Origin of the sequence: Paeniglutamicibacter gangotriensis Lz1y (genome assembly GCF_000348945.1) — a bacterium.
Lineage (GTDB): Bacteria > Actinomycetota > Actinomycetes > Actinomycetales > Micrococcaceae > Paeniglutamicibacter > Paeniglutamicibacter gangotriensis.
Genome location: NZ_AOCK01000013.1, coordinates 18,780 through 37,861, shown reverse-complemented (window position 1 = coordinate 37,861; position 19,082 = coordinate 18,780). Strand labels below are relative to the sequence as shown.

The window sequence follows — 19,082 nt, the reverse complement described above, 5'->3', positions numbered from 1 at the left end:
GAACAGCATGAGCACCAACACCTCAACACCCACATTGCTGGATATCCGTGGGCTTAGCATCACATACGGCACCGGGAAAGACGCTGTCATTGCCGCGGACCACCTCGACCTTGAACTCAAGGCCGGGCAGATCGTTGCCCTGGTCGGGGAGTCGGGTTCCGGCAAGACCACCCTCGCCAAGGCCATCATCGGGTTGCTTCCAGACTCGGCACACATTGCCGGCGGTGCCGTCGAACTGGCGGGAGAGAACCTGCTGGCACACACCAACAAACAGATGCAGGAAGTGCGCGGACGACGTATCGGAATGGTTCCGCAGGATCCGGGTGCCTCCTTGGACCCGGTGAAGACCATCGGCTCACAGATTGCCGAAGTCTTCCGCCTGCATCCCCAAGGACACAAGCGCTCCAAGGCCCAGTTGCGCACGGAAGTCATCCGATTGCTGGAGCTGGTCGGCATCGATACCCCGGAACAGCGCATTGGCCAGTACCCGCACGAGCTTTCAGGCGGGCTCAAGCAGCGGGTCCTCATCGCCATCGCCTTCGCCTTGGAACCCGAGCTGCTGATTGCCGACGAGCCCACCTCCGCCCTGGACGTCACGGTGCAACTGACGGTCCTGGAAGTCTTCACCAAACTCGCCCGCGAACTCGGCACCGCTGTCATCTTCGTGACCCACGATCTGGCCGTGGCCACCGACATTGCCGACCGGATCGTGGTCATGCAGCACGGAAGGATCAGGGAAGACAATACCGTGCGGGAGATCCTGCGGGCGCCGGAAGATCCATACACTCGGATGCTGCTCGACGAGGCCACCCCGGCAGATTTCCGGGCCCGGACTGGGGAACGCGCGGGAGCCCCCGAAGTTCCAGCCATCGAGGTGGTGGGCCTGACGAAGGTCTACGGCCACGGCAAAACCCGGCGTGCAGCAGTCGACGAGGTCTCGTTCGTGGTGCGCCCCGGCACGACATTTTCCTTGGTGGGGGAATCGGGTTCCGGGAAATCCACTACCGCACGGATGGTCATGCGGTTGCTGGAACCCACTGCCGGCGCGGTGAAGATCCACGGGCAGGATGTCACAAACGTGCAGGGGGCAGCCAAGCGAGACCTGTGGCGCAGCCTGCAGCTGGTTTACCAAAACCCCGATTCGGCGCTTGACCCGCGCTACTCGGTCTCCCGGATCATCAGCGAACCGTTGGAGAACTACAACATCGGAAGCAAGGCAGAACGGCGGACCCGGGTTGCGGAACTTCTTGACGCTGTGAACCTCCCCAGCCGTATGGCAGAGCTGAGGGCCAAGGAACTCTCCGGCGGCCAACGCCAGCGGGTAGCCATCGCCAGGGCCTTGGCCCTGGGCGCCAAGACGCTGGTGCTTGACGAAGCCTTGTCGGCACTCGACGTCCTGACCCAGGCCCAGATCCTGAGGTTGCTCGAAGACTTGCAGGTCAACCAGGGACTGTCGTACCTGTTCATCTCCCACGACCTACACGTTGTCGAACGCATTTCCCACGACGTGGGAGTGATGCGGAGCGGCCAACTGGTCGAGGTCGGGACCACGGAACAGGTGTTTGGCAACCCTGCCAGCCAGTACACCAGATTGCTCTTGGATTCGAACCCCGGGGCACTGCTGCGCGAGATGGCCAACAACTGAATTTGACTAGTGATTCTTTGAAACTTATTGATGCAAAGGAAGACAAATGAGTACAACGCAGGTCCATGAACGAAGCGCAGAAGCCCGCTACGCCGAATTGAGCGCGCGCTTCACCCCGGTGTTCGCGCGCATCGCGGAAGGCGCTGTCGAACGGGAAAACAACCACGTATTGCCCTTCGAACCAGTGAAATGGTTGAAGGCCGCTGGTTTTACGACGCTGCGGGTCCCGGCCACGCATGGCGGGGACCCGGTTAGCCACGAACATCTTTTCCGACTGATAGTTGAACTTTCCGCGGCCGACTCCAACGTGGGTCATCTGCTGCGCTCACACTTTTCCTTTGTCGAAACCATCGCCCTCCAGCCGGAGGAGTTCCAGCTTCGCTGGTTCCCGCGCGTTCTCGCCGGGGAGATCTTCGGCAACGCCGCCACCGAAAAGGGCGGCAACGCGCTGGGCACCACAAATACAAAGCTGCGCGAAGCGGCCGGCAGTTGGTTGCTCAGCGGTGAAAAGTACTACACCACCGGATCCATCTTTGCCGACTGGGTGGTCGTCATGGCCAGCACCGAGGGTGTCGAGGGGCGCCAGTATGCGATCGTCCGTGCGGATGCCGCGGGCGTGCGGATCATTGATGACTGGGACGGCTTCGGACAGCCGTTGACCGGCACCGGCACCGCGATCTTCGATGGTGTCGTAGTGGAATTCGACGACATCATCCAGCGCAAGGTCTCCTCCACGCTCGAACCTGCCTTCTTCCAGCTCGCGCTCTTGAGCGTGCTTGCCGGCATTGGCCGCGCGGCGCTGCAGGATGCGGCGGACCTGGTGCGCAACCGCACCCGGACATTCAACACCGGTTCCGGCGACCTGTTCCGCAACGATCCGCTGATCCAGGAAAAGGTCGGCAGGATTGCTGCAGCAGTCTACGCCGCGGACTCGATCGTCTTTGCCGCGGCCCGTGATCTGGATGCCGCAGTTGACCGGTCGCTGGGGCTGGACCCGACCGCGGCGTTCATCCGCGCCGAAATTGCCGTGCAACAGGCCCATGTTGCCGTTCCGAAGCTCGTCCTGGATGCCACCAGCGAACTCTTCGACGTCACCGGGGCATCTTCGGTGTCGCGTGGAAAGTCCCTGGACCGCCATTGGCGCAACGCCCGGACGGTGGCGACACACAATCCCGTGGCTTTCAAGGCCCGTTCGGTGGGCGACCACTACATCAATGGCACGATCCCGACCGGGCTGCACTCCATCGGTGAAGCTAAAGACTCGAAATCGGAGAGCAAGTAAATGGGTACTTTCAACGCACGGCCCCGGCTGCTGCTCAGCGCATTCCTCATGAACACCTCAAGCCACATTCTGGGTGGCCAATGGCGCCATCCGGAGGCCCAGCAACACCGCTTCAACGAGCTGAAGCTGTGGACCGATCTAGCCAAGCAACTCGAAGACGCCAAGTTCGACAACCTGTTCTTTGCCGACGTCGTGGGCCTATACGGCGATCACGAGGGAGGCTGGGCCTCCATGGTCCGCAAGGGCATGCAGGTTCCCTCGCACGACCCAATGGTGCTGCTTTCGGCGCTTGCCGCGACGACCAGCGACATCGGCCTGGCCATGACCAGCTCCGTGGTGCAGGCGTCCCCCTTCCAGTTCGCCCGCCAGCTGTCCACCCTCGACCACATCTCCAACGGCCGGGTGGCATGGAACATCGTGACAAGCGTGCTGGAGAACTCGCATCGAAACTTCGGTGCGGCAGGGCTGGCAGCCCACGACGACCGCTACGACTGGGCCGAGGAATACGTGGAGGCCACCTACAAATTGTGGGAGGGTTCCTGGGAAGACGACGCGCTGCTGGCCGACAAGGAATCGGGTATCTTCGCCGACCCGGCCAAGGTCAACAAGATCCACCACCAGGGCAAGCGCTACTCCATCGAGGGCCCGCACCTGGCCCTGCCGAGTCCCCAGCGCACCCCGTTCCTGTTCCAGGCGGGTTCCTCTACTCGAGGCAAGCAGTTCGCAGCCGAACACGCGGAGGCAACCTTCCTCTTCGCCCCGCACCCGGAGTACGTTGCCAAGCAGGTGGGCAAGATCCGTGAGCTCGAGGCAGCGGCGGGACGTGCCACGGGGGATGTCAAGATCTTTGCGGGACTGTCCTTCGTGGTGGGCAGCACCGAGGAAGAAGCCAAACGCAAGGAAGCCGAGTACGACGAATACCTCGACCTGCATGCGATTGTCGCCCACATTGGCGGGGGCATCGGTGCTGACCTGGGCGGACTGGACCTTGACACCCCGCTGGGCGACATCGAGACCGAGGGCGCCCGCGGTGTTCTCGAGGCGGCCATCGCCTCGGTGCCCGGCGGCAAGCCGACCATTGGCGACCTGGCACGCTACCGCGCCAAGGCACAGCAAATATCCGGAACCCCGGAGCAGATCGTGGACGAAATCGAGCGCTGGCAGGATGCGGGCATGGACGGGTTGAACATCATGAACCAGATCCTGCCCGGCTCCTACACCGACTTCATCGACGGGATCCTGCCCGAGCTGCACAAGCGCGGCCTCGCGCAGACCGAGTACGCGCCAGGCACCTTGCGCGAGAAGGTGTTTGGCCGTGGGGCCCGACTTGAGGAGTCACATCCGGCGGCGCGTTTCCGCGGGGTCTTCGGGGAATACTCCGCCGCGAATACGGAGCAGACCCTAGAGCGTGCGCACTAGCTGTCTGCTCAATGTATGAAGGCGATGGGCGGGTCGACAAGCTCTGACGAGCTTCCCTGCTCGCCCATCGCTGCAAATATTGGGCCTTGGCCAGGCCCCGGGAAACGGATCATGGATGTAGCGTGGGTGTCATGAATAGTGAGGCTGGCCGGCGCCACGTCAATGATCCAGCCGTGATTCGTCGGCTCCTGAAAACCCCTGCACGCTGGGCGGTGGTCGGACTGACCAATAATCCCCGCCGCGTGGCGCCCGAGGTCTCACGCTTCCTACAAGATCAACTGGGCATGGAAATCATCCCCGTTTCCCTGAGCGGCGAGGATGTCACGGGCAACGTTGGATACAAGCGGCTGAGCGAAGTCCCAGGCCACATCAATGTCGTGGACTGTTTTGTGAACTCGCAAAAAGTCGGCCACATCGTCGACCAGGCCATTGCCATCGGTGCCGACGCCGTCTGGCTGCAACTCGGTGTGGTTGATGAAGCCGCCGTGCAGCGCGCGAGGGCAGCAGGGATGGACGTTGTCATGGACACCTGTCCCATGATCGAAGTACGAAACCTCTAGCTGGCCAGCGGTCCGGCCCCTTTGAAACTCACGATTTTGATTCCCTGGCAGTGTGTGGTTGGCTATGCGAAGCGTAAAAAACATAATCTGGGTGCTGGGGACCTAAGTAAATATCGGGTGTAGTTCAGACTTGGGGTTTGAACTAAACCAACGGGCCGGCTTGCGCTGGGCCATAAACGGTGTTTACGGTGTGGTTGCCGCGCCCCTTGGGGTAATTGGGGTACTTGAACGTGTTCGGCAAATCTGGGGATAAAGCTGCACGGAACTGTGGAAGTCATCGCGCATCGCAGCGCGAGTCACTTCTGCGCGCACTTTGGACAAACGACGTTGTCCGTTCCGTCGTTGGCGCCGGCGCCACGACAGCGCTTATAGCCACCATGATGTTCGGCAGCGGTGGTTTCAATCCCGCCAGCGCGTCACCAGCCGGAGAAAGCAACCCAATTGTTGAACAAACATTGGACAGCGCCGTGGCGGACCCCTCAACTATCGGGCCTGCGGACGAAACCATTCCAGTGGCTTCCGAGGAACCCAAGCAATCACTGATGCCGAAGGTACCCACATCGGACGACAACGAGGCCGACGACAGCAAATCGCCCGGGGGCCCTGCGGAAGGAACCACCGCGACCCCCGATTCCGCAAGCCGAGAATCCGGTGTAGCCGGAAAAAGCTCCGACGCGACAGTGGAACAAGAGGGGGCCACTGCTGCTCCCGATGACGAGGCCGTGGAGGACCCCGCCGCCCCCAAGAACCGGGCACTGGCCTTGGCAGCGCGCTTGGCAAACCCTCAGCTGCCCGCAAAGTGCGGCCTATCAGTGGCAATAGTCTTGGACTTGTCGAACTCTTTGAAAGACGAGCACGTAGTTGCCTCGAAAAAGGCCGCGACGGGCGTCGTTGATAGCTTGCGCGGGACTCCGTCAGCAATCGGCGTCTATACTTTTGCCACCTTTGCTCCTGACAGAACCAACACCGCGGTGTCCAAGACATCGGTGTCCACGACGGCAGGGGCAAACTCGGTAACAAGTGCCATCGCTGGCATCAAGCGGGTACCAAGTGACGTGGGCGGTACGAACTGGGATGCAGCATTGCGGCAGATTCCGGTGGGCCAATACGACATCGTTCTATTTGTAACAGATGGAAACCCCACGGCCTATGGCACGCCCCACACCAACAGTTGGCAAGCCATTCCACAGGGCAATACGGATTTTGGTACCAAGTCTGACGCCATCGACCTGTCGCGTGCGGTCACGGCCTCCGACGCACTCAAAGGAAGCGGGGCCTTCGTCATGGGCCTCGCAGTTGGAAATGATGTGAACCTCGCCAACATCAGTGCGATTACAGGTACACGATCCGGGACTGACTATTACCAGATCAGTGACTACAACCAGCTGGCGACAGCACTGGCTGAAATTGCCTTGAAGAACTGCCAGGGAACCGTGAGCATCGTGAAGCAGGTGCGTGATCTGGATGGCAACCTCGCACCGTCGGCTGGCTGGGCCTTCAACGCTCGGTCGGGAGACAACATCACGCCAGGAAATGCCGTGACCCAGAGTGATGGCACCGTGAACTTCAAGGTCAACGACCTGGTTTCGGATACCCGCACCGTACAGTTCACCGAAACGCAGCAGCCCGGGTACGCGCTGGAGACCCAGGGTGCAAAGAATGCCAAGTGCGTGAACAACGCCACCGGTCAGAATGTTCCGGTAACCAACTCAGGTGATCTCGGATTCACTGTTGTCATCAAGCGCCAGGACGCAGTCAGCTGCGAAGTCATCAACAAGATGCTCCCGCCGGTCCCGATCATCACGAAGATCTCCGACCCTAAATCGGGCACGGAAGTGAAACCGGGCGACACTATTAAGTACACCCTGTCGTTCAAGAACGAGGGATTCTTCCCGATCTCGATCGACCACGTCGATCACCTAACCGACGTGCTGGACGACGCCGACTTCAACAACGACATCGTGGTCACCGGCAAAGGACTCCAGGCGGTCCGTGATGGCGAGGGCATCCGGATCGCCGGGGAGGTGCAGCCTGGCGGGACTGTCACAGTCACCTACTCGGTGAAGGTCAAGACCAAGAGCTTCGGCAATGGCATCGCCCGCAACTTCCTCGTTCCGAAGGGGGAGAAACCGGTCTGCAACCCGAAGAAAGATAATTGCACCGAGCACCCGATCCCGGGCGCCCTGGATCTGAAGAAGTCCTCCGACCCGGAATCCGGGAGCCTTGTGGCACCGGGCAGCACCGTGAAGTACACGCTGGAGTTCAAGAACACCGGCGCTTCGCGCATCGACGTTGAGCACGTCGACCACCTCACGGATGTGCTTGACGATGCGGTGTTCAACTCAGGGTTCGCGTACGACGGCACGGGTCTCACCGCTGTCCGCGACGGAAACGAAATCCGGATCACCGGTTCCGTTGCGGCTGAGAGAACCGTCAAGGTGACCTACTCGGTGACGGTGAAGGAAACGGGCTTCGGCAACGGCATCGCCCGCAACTTCCTGCTGCCGAAGGGGGAGAACCCTCCGGAGGAATGCGACCCGGAAATCGAGAACTGCACCGAGCACCCGATCTTCGGCTCGCTGTCTTGGGAAAAGGTTGACGGCCTGGGTAACGCCTTGGCCGGTGCCGAGTGGGAACTGACAGGACCGGGCGAAACCGATCCGCTGTCCATCAAGGACTGCATCGCCGACAGCGCCGCCGGATGCTCCGGGCCCGACCGAGATCCGTCCGCCGGGGGATTTGAGCTGCGGAACCTCGACTGGGGCACCTACACGCTCGTGGAGACCCGCGCCCCGGCTGGCTACCTGCTTGATGCGACAGTGCACGACGTCGTCATCGGCGAAGGCTCACCGATCCAACTTGCGGTTCTCCTGGATCCGATCGTCAATGAGCAGCAGCCGGCACTTGCGCTGCCCTTGACCGGCGGGCTGGGATCACAATCCTTCCTCTTCGGTGGAGGGGCCACCCTGCTGGTGGCCCTCGCCCTGGTCGGTTGGCGCCGCCGGAAGGGAGCGTCCTTGTGAGACCACGATGAGCGCGCGGGAACGACTAAAAACAACAACACGATTTTTCAGGATTTTACATGGGCACCGCTGGGGATGCGGCGCCACAAACCGAAAGGAACAACAGCTGACATGGCTGATTCAAAAGCTACTTGGGGAAAACGAGCGCTTGCCGGAATGGGAGCACTCACGCTGGCGGCCGCCGGCTTGATCGGTGGCAGTGCCGCGGCATCCGCGGCAACGGACTACGGAAACATCAATCACGATGCCACCGGCAGCATCAACATCCACAAGCACAAACACCAGAACGGTACCGACGCGGTCCAGAACCCAGATGGAAGCGGCACAGCAATTCCCTCCGATCCGATTGCCGGCGTCACGTTCACCGCACGTAAGATCACCAGCATCAACCTGTCCGACTCGGCGGCGTGGGGCCAGCTGAAGGACCTGAAGCCGGGTGCGGATTGCTCGTTGCCGGGCCAGACCTTCGGTCCTGAGGCATCGGATGTGACCAATGCTGCCGGCTTGGCTACGCTCGGGGGACTCTCCGTTGGCGCCTACCTCGTATGCGAAACAGATGCCCCGGCGAAGGTTGTCGACCGGGCGTTGCCTTTCATCGTCACGATCCCGCTCCCGCACGATCAGGGTTGGATCTACGATGTCAATGTGTACCCGAAGAACGGTACCTCCGGCATTGAGAAGAGCATCTCCCCGCAGGAGGGGCTGATTCTGGGAAGCCTCGTCAAGTTCCCTGTCACCACCGACGTCCCGACGTTCGGCAAGGATTCCAAACTGGCGAACTACATCATCACCGATACCTTGGACTCCCGTCTGGGCTCGGCGGGTGTCGAATCCGTCAAGCTTGATGGCATCGATGTTCCTGCTGCCTACTACGCGGTATCGGCCGTCGGCCAGAAGGCCACCGTCGAGTTCACCGCCGAGGGCCTGGCATGGTTGAAGACCAAGGGCGGGAAGCAGATCGTCACCACGTTCCAGGGCACCGTGACCAAAATCGGTGACGGCGCGATCACCAACGAGGCAACCGTCTTCGTGAACGACCCCAAGAACAAAAACGGACTGACGTCCGATCCTGTCACCACCAACTGGGGTGACGTGAAGATCCTGAAGACCGACGAGTCCAAGCCTGCCAAGGGCCTGGAAGGTGCCGAGTTCGAGGTCTACGCAGCCGCGAATCCGTACGCAGCGACCTGCGGCAAGGAAATCACGGGTGCCGCATTGAGCATCAACGGCAGCCCGGTATTCACCTCCGGCACCGATGGCAGCATCAACATCGCCGGCTTGTTCATCAGCGACAGCGTCAACGAGTCGATCAACGCCGAAGCCCGCTGCTACGTGCTGAAGGAAACCAAGGCACCTTCCGGGTTCGTCACCCCGGCAGGCGACAAGGCCCTGACCGCAGTCAGCGTCACCAAGGGCCTCACCAACGGGTTCGACGTGACCATCACGAACACCCAGCAGGAGGTTCCTGAGCTGCCGCTCACCGGCGCCAACGGCCAGATGGTCATGATTGTCGGGGGCACCGCGGTCCTGCTGATCGCCGGTGGCCTCGTGGCGCTGAACCGCCGCCGTGCAACAAGCCAGAAGTAACAGCTAGCTGTTAGCGCCACGGCCCGACGCTGGCGGGGGAACACCGTTCCCCCGCCAGCATCGGCCCTGAGCGCAACACCACGCCCTCATCGGCGCCCGCGGGTACTCCCGCAACCAAGGAATTGCCCAGACAGGTATGAAGATGTCCACCGCACCCAGCCCGGCACCGGTCGCGGTCGTCCCCGACGCCGACGACATGCAGCCTCTCACCACCAAGCGACGGTGGCGTCCAGGGGCGCTGACCATTGTCAGTGCGCTGTTGGCGGTGATCGGTCTGAGCATCGTGATCTATCCTTCAGGGTCGAGCTGGCTCTCGTCCTACAACCAGTCGCAACTCATCAGGGATCTTTCGGAACAGATCGAGAACGCCAGTCCGGGCGGCATGGAGCAATTGCAGGCGGCATACCACTACAACGATGCGTTGAGCTCGGGGGTGCGGCTGGATGCCAACACCAATGTGCCCACCGGGGCCGGCAGCACCAGCAATGACACCTTGATCTACAACAACATCCTTTCCACGAGCGGCTCCGACGTGATGGCCAGGGTGCGGATCCCGGCCATCGATGTGGACCTGCCGATCTACCATGGCACCAGCGACGAGGTGCTGCTCAAGGGCGTGGGCCACCTGGAAGGATCCCATCTGCCCGTAGGCGGGTCCGATACCCACTCGGTGCTCACCGCCCACCGCGGTTTGGCCCAATCCACCATGTTTTCCAACCTCGACCGGGTCGCTGTCGGTGATACGTTCACCGTGGAGGTATTCGGTGAAGTACTGACCTACCAGGTGCGTGAAACCAAGGTTGTTGAACCAGAGGACACCGACACCCTGCTGACCGTCGCGGGCAAGGACATGGTCACGTTGGTGACCTGCACCCCGTTGGGCATCAACTCCCACCGGATTCTGGTGACTGGTGAACGCGTCACTCCCACCCCTATCCAGGACATCCGCGAGGCCGGGGCGGACCCGACGATTCCCGGATTTCCGTGGTGGGCACTTGCCTACTTGAGCGGCCTATTGCTGATCGGTGCCTACGTGTGGCGCTCGGGTTACTCCGATGCCAAGCGCGCCGCGGCGGTGCGGCGCAGGGCCCGGCGCCGGGCCTAGGCACGCAGTGCCTCGCTGATTTCTTCGCGGCCTATAGGACTCGAACCTGCAGGCGGCGAACCCCAGACCGGCCGGTCCGGTGTCTCTTTCCCCCAGGAGACGGCGGACCGGCCTTATTAGGATTGTTCCACGCAGGAGAGTTTCGCGGGACTAGGATGGGCACTGTGGATTACGAATCATGGCGCTCAGTGCTTCTGTCCATGCCCGGCGCATTCGAGGACTTCCCCTTCGGCCCCGAGTGGGCGGTGTTCAAGATTTCCCGCAGGGACAACAAGAAGGCCAAGATGTTCGGCCTGATGGTTCACCGAAACGGTGTGGTGAACCTGAACCTGAAGTGCGACCCGACCCTGGCCGAGCAGCTGCGGGCGGCAAACCCGCAAATCACCCCGGGTTACCACATGAGCAAAAAGCACTGGAACACCGTGGCTCCGGGCCTGGATGCGGAAACCATGCTGGCGATGATCGAGGATTCCTATGACCTGGTTGTCGCCTCACTGCCCGCCGCCGAACGCGCGGCCCTGGGCTGGAAGGGCCTAGTTGAGCGCGGCTGATGGTGAATCGGTAGGCTGGGGAATATGTACTTCATCGTCGTGAAATTCCAGACCAAGCCCGACTACACCGAACAGTTCATCGATCTGGTGACCCCGTTCACCACCGCCACCCGCGCCGAGCCCGGGAACCTCTGGTTCGACTGGTCCCGTAGCGTCGAAGACCCCGCCGAATTCGTCCTCGTGGAGGCCTTCCTTGACGACGAAGCCGCCGGAACCCACGTGAATTCCGCACACTTCAAGGCAGGACTCGAGGCCATGCGCCCAGCACTGGTCTCCACCCCGAAGATCGTCTCGCGCAAGGTGGAAGGCGATTCCTGGGGCGAAATGGGCGAATTGCAGATCGGGAAGTAACCCCCACCATGTTCTCCGCACTCCGGCTCAAACTACACCAGACATTTTCCGCCCAGGAAAGCTACGACCCCGTCTGGGAGCGTGCGCTGGATGCGGGGGACGATGCCGGGTACTTCGCCCACGACTCCGCCGTCTGGACGGTGCACGGCGGGATGAGCCCGATTGCCGCAGGCATTCGGGCGCTGCTGACCCAGGCGCTGCACCCCGGGGCCCTGGCCGGAGTCGCCGAACACTCCAACTACCAGGTGGACCCGCTGGCCAGGCTGGCCGGTACCATCCGCTGGATCTTCACCCTGACCTATGGGGACACCGCCGCTGCCGATGCCGCCTGCGACTGGGTCAAGCACCTCCACACCCCGGTCACCGGTCGGTACGTTTCGGGCGTCGGGGTGCGTGAGGACTATTCCGCCAACGACCCGGGCCTTTCGGCCTGGGTGCACATTGCCTTCGCCGACGCTTTTTTGCGCAGCCACGAGATCTTCACCGGACCCGTCCCGCAAGGGGCCGACGCGTATGTGCGCGAATGGGCCACAGCAGGCGAACTCATGGGCGTGGCCAACCCGCCGCGCAGCGACGCCGAGCTCAAGGCAGCTATCGCCGGGTACGAGTCCCGCGGCGAGCTGGCCGGTGGACCGCGCGTTGCCGAGGTCGTCTCCTTCCTGAAGAACCCGCCGCTGGATCCAGCGGTGTTGCCCGGCTACCGGCTGCTCTTTGCCGCGGTCGTGGCGACTCTTCCGGAAAACCATCGCACGCTCCTGGGGCTCGAGCCGGCGGCACTGGGCCCGGTTCCACTTCCGGGCAGACTGGGAGGCAAGACGGTCCTGGGGATGGCGGGCTTGCTGCTCGGTAAGCGCGGACCGGCCGAGATGGCCGCCCGACGACGGCTATACCGTCTCGGGGTACTCACTGACCTGAGCTACCCGGCACTTGCCATCAGCGCCGGCGGCACTGCGCCGGCCGGTTACAAGTCCCTGCACGTGCGCGAATACGTGGGCCACGGGCCGGCGGCCTTCGAGGCCCTGGCTGCGGGCATCGCGGGGTGGAAGCTGCACGAGGGCGCCGGGTTGGACGTCAGGGCGGACACCCCCGAGGCACGGATTGGCAGCCACGTCGCGTTGGGAATCGGGCTGGGCCCGGCGCGCATCACCGCGCCCTGCAGGGTCGTGAGGCTGATCTCCTCGGAGACCCGGCGCGGCTTCGCCTATGGGACGCTGGCCGGGCATCCCGAATCCGGTGAGGAATCCTTCGAAGCGGTGCTTGAAGCCGACGGGTCGGTGTATGTGGAAATCAACGCGGTGTCTCGCCATGGAAACCGGTTCTACCGGTGGGTGGCCCCGTTCACCGAAGCCACCCAGCGCGTGGTCACCGGGCGCTATGTCGCTGCCGCCCGCCGGCTGGCCGGCAGCAGCTGAACCGCGGCGTTACCGACAGGTGTTGGTCGGGGGCCCCATGCCTAACGCTCTAAACATTCTGCCGTACGGCATTGGTGTGCGGGGCATTCGTCTCCCGGCTGCGAAACACCGTTGTTCCGCGGGGTGGACTCCGTAGACTTGACCAAGAACATACACCGGGAGGATGGCATGTCTGAGATGACAATGGCAGAGGTGATGGCCGAGCTGGCCGCGCTCGATGATCCGAAGGTTCGCGAGGCGAATCTCAAGCGCGGGGATGACCACGGGGTGAACCTGACCAAGCTGCGGGCCGTGGCCAAAAAGGTGAAGACCAACCATGGATTGGCCCGTGGACTGTGGGCCACCAATGACACCGCCGCGCGACTGCTGGCCCTGTTGATCTGCCGGCCCAAGGAATTTACGCCCCGGGAACTGGACACCATGTTGCGCGAGGCGCGCTCACCCAAGGTGCACGACTGGCTGGTGAACTACGTGGTCAAGAAGTCCAAGCACGCCGAAGAATTGCGGATGGCTTGGAGCGCGGATACCGATGCTGTGGTTGCCAGCGCGGGGTGGGCGCTGACCAGCGAACGGATCGCGAAGAAGCCCGAGGGGCTGAATCTGCCCGCCCTATTGGATGTCATCGAGGCCCGGATGAAGGATGAGCCCGATCGGCTGCAGTGGGCCATGAACCAGGCCCTTGCCACCATTGGCATCGAACACGCCGAGCACCGTGCCCGGGCGCTGGACATCGGCGAACGCCTGGAGGTCCTCAAGGATTATCCGACGCCACCGAACTGCACCTCCCCGTTCGCGCCGATCTGGATCAACGCAATGGTGGATCGAAAAAGCTGATCATAGTGGCCCGTCCGTGGCGCCTCGGTGCGATGCGGTAGCTTGGAAGAATAAGCGGCCCGCGCACCGGCGCCGGGCCCGGAAGGAGCACAAATGTCCATCGTTGTCATCAACGCGCTCAAGGTCCCCGTCGAGGCCGGATCCGAATTGGAGGCGCGCTTCGCAGCACGCAAACACTCGGTGGATGGTTCCCCGGGTTTCGAGGGGTTTAAGCTTTTGCGCCCCGTGGCAGGCGAAGACCGCTACTTCGTCTATACCCAGTGGGCCACCCGCGAGGACTTCGAGAACTGGCGTGCCAACCGGGCCGGGCACGACCACTCGGCTCAGGCACCGGTAGCCAGCGGCATGGAATTGCTCGAGTTCGAGGTCGTCGACCTGGGATAGTTCCGGTGCCGCACAGCTATGAGGCGGGGTCCGCAGCGAATCGCTGCGGACCCCGCCTCATGCCTAGGCCATGGCCCTGGTGGGCCGGGTTCTTGGATTATTAGTACTTGTAAGACTGGCCGCCGTCGATCGGAATGACTGCGGCGTTGATGAAGCCAGCATCTCCGGAAAGCAAGAATGCGACCAGTTGGCCAACTTCCTCGGGCTTGCCGAAGCGCTTCATCGGGTTGGGCTCGACGAATGACTCGCCGACCTTTTCCCAGTTCTGAGGATCGATCTGCTTGAGTGAGCCCTCGACCATGGGGGTCATGATGGCACCGGGTGCGATGGCGTTGATTTGGATGCCGTACTGGCCGTATTCGATGGCGGAGTTGCGTGTCAGGCCCACCACGCCGTGCTTGGCCGCGGCGTAGCCGGACTGGTTGCCCACCCCTCGAATTCCGCCGACGGACGCGGTGTTCACCACGGCGCCGGAGCCCTGGGCGCGCATGATTTTCAGGACATGCTTGAGCCCGTAGAAGACACCGTTGAGGTTGATGTCGACGACCTTGCTGAACTCGTCCGAGCCGAAGTCCTCGGTCAGGTTCTGCTTGCCTTCGATGCCGGCGTTGTTGAAGAAACCATCGATGCGGCCGAAGCGCTTGACGGTTTCAGCGACGTATTCCTCGACCTCCGACTCATTTGCGACGTTGGTTCTCAGCGACAGGATTTCCGCGTTCGGGACAAGTTCGCGGATGGCCGTTTCGGTTTCCTTCAGCCCGGCGGGGTTCAGGTCGACCAGCGCCAAATTGCCCTTTTCCTTGGCGATCTGGATGGCCGCTGCGCGGCCCAGGCCGGAACCGGCGCCGCTGATGATGATGGTCTTGTCTTCGAACCTCTGCATGTGTGGAATTCCCTTCGATCAGTTCAGCGGGGATGATCACCGCTATATATGCAAACACATGTATCTTTTGAAATATTCCTGGGTGACCTGCGGCGAGGCGGCCTTGTTGGGTCTTTATTGGTGGTGCCGACCGTGCTCGGGCGGTGCTTCCCGGGCGCTCTTGAGGGTGCTTGCACAAAAAAGTGTAGTGCCCGCGGCAGGAGCCGCGGGCACTACATTGCCGATCCGCGTCTGCGGGTCGACTGTTCAAAAAGACTGAATCAGGCGGTGGCCTTCTTGGGCAGTTCCGCGTGAATCTGCGCAAAGAATTCGGCAAGTTCGTCGGTGGCACTCAGCGGCAGGACGTTAGCAACGTACTGGTCCGGACGCACCACGACCATGACGCCGTCGCGGGAGAGTCCGCGCACGTCGAAGATGTCATTGTCTTCAACGACACCGTAGACCTTCTCGTATTCGGTGAGCTTGAACGGGCCAACCTCCGGCTTGAAGACCGAGGGGACCGCATTGATGTCGATGTCTTCGTGCTTCTGCTGGTAAATGACCTTCACATCGAACCAAGCATCGAGGTCCATGCCCTGAGGTGTCGCAGCCAGCGGAGACTCGGTGGAAGTGGCCAGCCACTGGGCCAGCTCGGCCACCGGGGACTCGGCGCCGGGGGCAGCCGGGTCGGCGAAGACATAGATGCGCCAGCGGCCATCGGCAGTTGCGTGGTGGCCCAGGTGCATCGGGTTGGTGTCGCAGACTCGCGAGGTCATGGCGGACTTGAAGCGCTTGCCCAGTGGGAAGCCGGTGGCCAGCTCCTGGTGCGTCGGGGTGCCGGTGAGCATGGAGGGCGCGTATTCGGTCATGAACCCGGCCGGGAACTCGGCGGTGCGCACGTAGAAGTCCTCGAGATCCGAGGGGTTCTCGAATTCCTCGGGCTTCTTGGCCATCAACGTCGACCATTCCTTGTCGAAGTCGATAAGGTTCTTGGCCACGATCTGGCGCTCGGCCGAATAGGTGGCCAGCAAGGATTCGGGGCTGCGGCCTTCCAACACGTGGGCGAGCTTCCAGCCGATATTGAAACCGTCCTGCATGGAGACATTCATGCCCTGGCCGGCCTTGGCACTGTGCGTGTGGCAGGCGTCCCCGGTGATGAATACGCGGGGATTGCGGGTGCCGATGTCTTCCGGGAGCACATCGTCGAACCTGTCGGTGAGGCGGTGGCCGACCTCGTAGACGCTGCTCCAGGCGACATTGCGCACCTCGAGCTTGTACGGGTGGATGATCTGGTTGGCCTGCTCGGTGATCTGCTCGATGCTGGTCTTGCGCACCGCGCCGTTGTCACCCTCGGGCACCACGCCCAAGTCGACGTACATGCGGAAGAGGTGGCCGCCCTCGCGCGGGATCAGCAGGATGGAGCCGCCGTCGTGGGACTGGATGGCGCACTTGAGGCGGATGTCCGGGAAATCGGTGGATGCCAGCACGTCCATGACGCCCCAGGCGTGGTTGGCCTGGTCTCCGGCCATGGTGCAGCCGATCGCGGAGCGGACCTTGGAGCGTGCTCCGTCGGCGCCGACCACGTACTTGGCGTGCACGATGCGTGTAGTGCCCGTATCCTCACCGGCGCTGCGCACCAGGGTGACCTTGACGGGGTACTCGCCTTCCTCTGTGACCTCGAGGTTTTGGAATTCCCAGCCGAAGTCAGGGGTCAGGCGGGTGGGGGAGTTGGCTGCAACTTCGGCGAAGTAGTCGAGCACGCGAGCCTGGTTCACGATCAGGTGCGGGAATTCGCTGATGCCCACGGTGTCATCCAGGGCGCGGCCTCCTCGGACGATGTTCTGCGGGTTCTCGGTGTCGGGGCGCCAGAAGGCCATCTCGGTGATCCGGTAGGCCTCCGCGGTGATGGCCTCGGCGAATCCGAAGGCCTGGAAGGTCTCGACGCTGCGTGCCTGGATACCATCGGCCTGGCCGATTTCCAGCCGTCCGCCGCGGCGTTCCACGATGCGGGTGGTGATGTCCGGGAACTGGGACAGTTGGGCGGCGGTGAGCATGCCGGCGGGGCCGGAGCCGACGATGAGTACGTCGACTTCCTCGGGGAGTTCCTCCGGGCGGTTGATGCCGACTCCGGCGGCTGGCTTGATACGCGGGTCACCGGATACGTAACCGTGGTGGTGGAACTGCACGGGATTTCCTCTTTTCGCTGCTATTGAGTCCGGACCATCGTCTCAGTGTGTTCGATATTAGAACACCGAGTTCGATAGTAGAACTTGGTCTGTGATACAGAACTCTACTGTATCGGAGAGGTGGCTCACAAGTGGCTGTAGTCAACGCGAGAATGCATTGGGCGCACTGGACCCTGCGGGGCGGGCGGAACCCCAAATTAACTCCAACTCCAAATCCAAATTTGGAGCTAATTTGGAGTTCTTAGGAATTGGGAGTGAGCTTGACTGCCAGGGATTCGGTGGCCTTCCAGATGAAGGCGCGACCCTTGCGGTGCTTCACTAGGTAGCCACGTTTCGTCAGGGCGTCCAGATCTGCTCTGGCGGTTTGGTCAGTGACCCTATATCTATGCGCAAACGACAGCGCTGAGGTGGATTCTTCCTCTTGACGCGCCAACTTCTCCAATAGGTCGGCTTGCCTGAAGTTGAGTTCGATTCCAGCGTCGGCAAGTGCGGCACGCACGGCCGCTGATTCCTTCCCCTTGGCGTTCAGGTAGGAATCCAGATCGGTGAGAGCGCGGACGAACACATCGAGTTGGTAGTGGATGAAATAGGTGAGGTCTCCGTCGTCGTCCTCGGTGAACAGGTAGGCGGCACCGTATTTTGAGGGGGCCTTCTTGAGGAGCCTCGAGATCGTCACGTATTCGCTCACCCAATATCCCTCCCGGAGCATTGACCAATAGAACAAGGTCCGGGCATTGCGGCCGTTCCCGTCAGCAAAGTAGTGGTCAAACCCCATCATGAAGTGAATGATGATCGCGCGCACCACTGGGGGGATGTAGGCGGCTTCTGCGTCGCTGGCGTTCGCAAAGTCGCACAATTGTGCCAACCGTCGAGGTAGTTCTTCCGCTGGAGGTGGGGCGTGGACCTCGGTTTCGTTGTCCCAGACGGAAACGCGATCGTGGTCCGGCGTTTCAAGTCTGCCCGCATCGTTTGGGTCGTCGAGGGTTCCCTCGGTCAGGATTCCATGGAGTTCCAGCACGAAGTCCGGTGACAACGGTGATTTTGTCGATTCCTTGACGTGCTGCATCGCGACATAGTTGTTGACGATCATCATCTCGGACTTGTCTTGGGGGGCGCGCCCGGAATCCAGAAGCTCCACGGCGACCTTTCGTGATGTGGAGGCTCCTTCCAACTGGCTCGAGGTCACAGCTTCCTCTACGAGGGAGCGAACGATGTAGCTCTCGCGGTTCTTGGCTCCGAGGATTTGGTCGCGATTGGCAATGCTTGCACCTGCTCGGCGGGCGACTTCTTCGCTGAGGCGAAGCAGTCGATCTGTCATCGAGAACCAAAAACGATTGCCTTCCTTGTCGAAAAGCTCGACTTGGCGACGTTGTTGGTTTCGGCGCAACTTAAGTGCGAGCCACCATTCCTCGTGGGTTAGTCCCGCCGGTGGTGTCTTGTATCGAAGCTGGTCCCAGTGAAGGTAGGCGCTGTCGTCAAACTGCGTGAGGAGGAGCTCGTTGAGTTTCTTCGGGTTCTCTTTCAGCGTTACGTTCAGTAGGTGCGTCCAGTCCGGGGCTGGCATGGGAAGCTTCATGGGGAACCTTCTTACTCAAAGTCAAAGTAGATGCTTGGATTTGGAGTAATTCTAACCTGAGTCACCCGGGCGCGAGACCTCCAACTCCAAATTAACTCCAAATACTAATTTTGATTTGGAGTCGGTGCCGCAGGCGGCCGGATCGATCCGGATGCCTCCCAAAACGGAAAGCAGCAGGCAGCAGAGGTCCTGTCCCGGTGAGCTCTGCTGGCTTGCCGTCGATGGATCAGGCCCGTTGCCCCCGAACACGTCTTAAACGCCTGCGGGGCGTAGGGGAAAATCCCCTACGCCCCGCAGCCTGTTGT

At 61.9% G+C, this 19,082-nt stretch carries 15 protein-coding genes; 12 read left to right on the top strand and 3 right to left on the bottom strand.

Annotated features, from left to right (window positions below; genetic code table 11):
• The first annotated feature begins 7 nt into the window (after positions 1 to 7).
• From ADIAG_RS18035 to ADIAG_RS17980, 12 genes are all read left to right on the top strand, one after another.
• The gene (locus ADIAG_RS18035) at positions 8 to 1,645 is read left to right on the top strand and encodes a dipeptide ABC transporter ATP-binding protein (RefSeq protein WP_007272868.1); all 1,638 of its coding nucleotides are present in this window, start codon (positions 8 to 10) and stop codon (positions 1,643 to 1,645) included.
• Positions 1,646 to 1,691: 46 nt separating this feature from the next.
• Positions 1,692 to 2,927, top strand: coding sequence for an acyl-CoA dehydrogenase family protein (locus ADIAG_RS18030; protein ID WP_007272867.1), 1,236 nt, complete (start codon positions 1,692 to 1,694; stop codon positions 2,925 to 2,927).
• Entirely contained in the window at positions 2,928 to 4,346 is a 1,419-nt protein-coding gene (locus tag ADIAG_RS18025) for an NtaA/DmoA family FMN-dependent monooxygenase (protein ID WP_007272866.1), read from the top strand.
• A gap of 131 nt (positions 4,347 to 4,477) precedes the next feature.
• The gene (locus tag ADIAG_RS18020; RefSeq protein WP_007272865.1) at positions 4,478 to 4,906 is read left to right on the top strand and encodes a CoA-binding protein; all 429 of its coding nucleotides are present in this window, start codon (positions 4,478 to 4,480) and stop codon (positions 4,904 to 4,906) included.
• Between the two features lie 542 nt (positions 4,907 to 5,448).
• Positions 5,449 to 7,929, top strand: a complete 2,481-nt coding sequence (locus ADIAG_RS18015) for a DUF7927 domain-containing protein (protein WP_161623978.1) — start codon at positions 5,449 to 5,451, stop codon at positions 7,927 to 7,929.
• Between the two features lie 111 nt (positions 7,930 to 8,040).
• On the top strand, positions 8,041 to 9,516 hold the full coding sequence (locus tag ADIAG_RS18010; protein ID WP_007272863.1) for a SpaH/EbpB family LPXTG-anchored major pilin: 1,476 nt from the start codon (positions 8,041 to 8,043) through the stop codon (positions 9,514 to 9,516).
• A 136-nt stretch (positions 9,517 to 9,652) separates the two neighbouring features.
• Positions 9,653 to 10,621 (top strand): class C sortase, encoded by a 969-nt coding sequence (locus ADIAG_RS18005; RefSeq protein WP_235045956.1) that lies wholly within the window; start codon positions 9,653 to 9,655, stop codon positions 10,619 to 10,621.
• A 155-nt stretch (positions 10,622 to 10,776) separates the two neighbouring features.
• Positions 10,777 to 11,172, top strand: coding sequence for an MmcQ/YjbR family DNA-binding protein (locus ADIAG_RS18000; protein WP_007272861.1), 396 nt, complete (start codon positions 10,777 to 10,779; stop codon positions 11,170 to 11,172).
• Between the two features lie 24 nt (positions 11,173 to 11,196).
• On the top strand, positions 11,197 to 11,523 hold the full coding sequence (locus tag ADIAG_RS17995; RefSeq protein ID WP_007272860.1) for a putative quinol monooxygenase: 327 nt from the start codon (positions 11,197 to 11,199) through the stop codon (positions 11,521 to 11,523).
• 8 nt (positions 11,524 to 11,531) lie between these two features.
• Positions 11,532 to 12,935 carry a DUF1990 family protein gene (locus tag ADIAG_RS22580; protein WP_007272859.1) on the top strand — a complete coding sequence of 468 codons (1,404 nt, stop codon included), beginning with the start codon at positions 11,532 to 11,534 and terminating at the stop codon, positions 12,933 to 12,935.
• 168 nt (positions 12,936 to 13,103) lie between these two features.
• Positions 13,104 to 13,769: a DNA alkylation repair protein gene (locus ADIAG_RS17985; protein WP_007272858.1), complete on the top strand. Its 666-nt coding sequence runs from the start codon at positions 13,104 to 13,106 to the stop codon at positions 13,767 to 13,769.
• A 93-nt stretch (positions 13,770 to 13,862) separates the two neighbouring features.
• The gene (locus ADIAG_RS17980; protein ID WP_007272857.1) at positions 13,863 to 14,153 is read left to right on the top strand and encodes an antibiotic biosynthesis monooxygenase family protein; all 291 of its coding nucleotides are present in this window, start codon (positions 13,863 to 13,865) and stop codon (positions 14,151 to 14,153) included.
• A 100-nt stretch (positions 14,154 to 14,253) separates the two neighbouring features.
• Here ADIAG_RS17980 and ADIAG_RS17975 read toward each other — a convergent pair whose 3' ends face one another.
• The 3 genes from ADIAG_RS17975 to ADIAG_RS17965 form a co-directional block, all read right to left on the bottom strand.
• Complete coding sequence (locus ADIAG_RS17975; RefSeq protein WP_007272856.1) at positions 14,254 to 15,036, bottom strand: SDR family oxidoreductase; 783 nt, start codon at positions 15,034 to 15,036, stop codon at positions 14,254 to 14,256.
• A gap of 260 nt (positions 15,037 to 15,296) precedes the next feature.
• Entirely contained in the window at positions 15,297 to 17,201 is a 1,905-nt protein-coding gene (locus ADIAG_RS17970; RefSeq protein ID WP_007272855.1) for an FAD-binding monooxygenase, read from the bottom strand.
• 241 nt (positions 17,202 to 17,442) lie between these two features.
• On the bottom strand, positions 17,443 to 18,777 hold the full coding sequence (locus ADIAG_RS17965; RefSeq protein ID WP_007272854.1) for a Fic family protein: 1,335 nt from the start codon (positions 18,775 to 18,777) through the stop codon (positions 17,443 to 17,445).
• Positions 18,778 to 19,082 lie beyond the last annotated feature (305 nt).